Here is a 2,131-nt window from a genome sequence, read left to right as displayed (position 1 = left end):
CTCGCCGCGCGCCGCCCGCCTCGCGCTGCGCTGGGCCGCCGCCTTCCCGCAAAACTATCGCAACCTCAGCAGCCCCGCCGAAGCGGCCGAGGACATCCAGCGGCTCGCCGCGCTCGACGGGCCGGGGTCGCGCGGGGTGCGCCTGATCTCCAGCGCGCCCGGCGAAGACCGCCAGCTCAAGATCTACAAGCTGGGCGGCGCGCTGCCGCTGTCCGATGCCGTGCCGGTGCTCGAGAATTTCGGTTTCCGCGTGATCGGCGAATTGCCGACCCGGCTGCAGGAGGACAGCGATCCCTTCGTGCACGACTTCGTGCTCGAGGCGAACGATGCGGTCGCGCAGGCCGACGCCGCGACGCTCGAGCGCGCGATCGCCGCGGTGCTCGAAGGCGCGGCGGAGAACGACGCGTTCAACCGGCTGATCGTCGAGGTCGGGATGAGCCCGCAGGCGGTCGTGCTGTTCCGCGCCTGGTTCCGCTATCTGCGCCAGGCGGGGCTGCCCTACGGCCTGACGACGGTGGTCGACGCGCTGCGCCGCGCGCCGAGAGTCGCGACCGCGCTGATCGCGCGCTTCGCCGCCGCGCATGATCCGGCCGATGCCGGGCATCCCGCCGATGCCGACGCGACGATCGAGGCCGGGCTCGACGCGGTGACCGCGATCGACGACGACCGCATCCTGCGCGCCTATCACAGCCTGGTCGGCGCGACGCTGCGCACCAACGCCTTCACGCCCGCCGCGGCCGAAGCGCTCGCGTTCAAGCTCGACAGCCACCTGATCCCCGGCCTCCCCGCGCCCGTGCCATGGCGCGAGATCTGGGTGTACAGCCCGCGGATCGAGGGCATCCATCTGCGCGCCGGCCCGGTCGCGCGCGGTGGCCTGCGCTGGTCCGACCGCCGCGACGATTTCCGCACCGAGATTCTCGGGCTGATGAAGGCGCAGCGCGTCAAGAACGCGGTGATCGTGCCGACCGGCGCGAAGGGCGGCTTTTATCCCAAACAGCTCCCCGCCCCGTCCAACCGCGACGCGTGGCTGGCGGAAGGGACCGAGAGCTACCGGATCTTCATCCGCACGCTGCTGTCGATCACCGACAACATCGTCGAGGGCAAGGTCGTCCATCCGGCGGGCGTCGCGATCCTCGACGGCGAGGATCCCTATTTCGTCGTCGCCGCGGACAAGGGCACCGCGACGTTCAGCGACGTCGCCAACGCGCTCGCGCTCGAGCGTGACTTCTGGCTGGGCGACGCGTTCGCGAGCGGCGGCTCGGTCGGCTATGATCACAAGGCTATGGGCATCACCGCCAAGGGCGCCTGGGTCTCGGTCCAGCGTCACTTCGCCGAGCGCGGCATCGACGTGCAGAGCGATTCGATCACCGTCGTCGGCTGCGGCGACATGTCGGGCGACGTGTTCGGCAACGGCATGCTGCTGTCGAAGTCGCTCAAGATCGTCGCGGCGTTCGACCATCGCCACATCTTCATCGATCCGAACCCCGATCCCGCCGCAAGCTGGGACGAGCGCGCGCGCATGTTCGCCCTCCCCCGGTCGAGCTGGGCGGATTACGACACCGCGCTGATCTCCGAAGGCGGCGGCGTCTATCCGCGCACCGCCAAGGTCATCCGTCTCTCGCCCGAGGCGCAGGCCGTGCTCGGCATCGCGGTCGACGAGATCGAACCCGGCGCGCTGATTTCCGCGATCCTCAAGGCGCCCGCCGACCTGCTCTGGTTCGGCGGCATCGGCACCTATGTGAAGGCGGCATCCGAGAACAACGTCCAGGTCGGCGATCCCGCCAACGACCGGCTGCGCGTCAATGCCGAGGATCTGCGCGTCACCGCGATCGGCGAAGGCGCCAATCTCGGCGTCACGCAGGCCGCGCGCATCGCGTTTTCCGAGCGTGGCGGGCGGATCAACACCGACTTCATCGACAATTCGGCGGGCGTCGACTGCTCGGATAACGAGGTCAACATCAAGATCGCGCTGAACCGCGAGATGATCGAGGGACGCCTGGGCTACGAGGATCGCAATGCGCTGCTCGCCAGCATGACCGACGACGTCGCGCATCTCGTGCTCGAGGACAACCGGCTCCAGACGCTCGCGCTGTCGATCGCCGAGGGCGCGGGCGCGGCTGGGGGGCCCCGG

1 protein-coding gene is annotated in these 2,131 nt (G+C 69.8%); it reads left to right on the top strand.

Annotated elements, in window-relative coordinates:
* Positions 1-2,131 (top strand): NAD-glutamate dehydrogenase domain-containing protein (locus NI18_RS19055; protein ID WP_037532327.1); only part of this gene is annotated, 2,131 nt, incomplete at both ends.

Origin of the sequence: Sphingomonas sp. Ant20, from assembly GCF_000783375.1 — a bacterium.
GTDB classification, from domain to species: domain Bacteria; phylum Pseudomonadota; class Alphaproteobacteria; order Sphingomonadales; family Sphingomonadaceae; genus Sphingomonas; species Sphingomonas aerolata.
The sequence above is the reverse complement of the archived record's forward strand: the minus strand, read 5'-3'. Positions and strand labels throughout refer to the sequence as shown.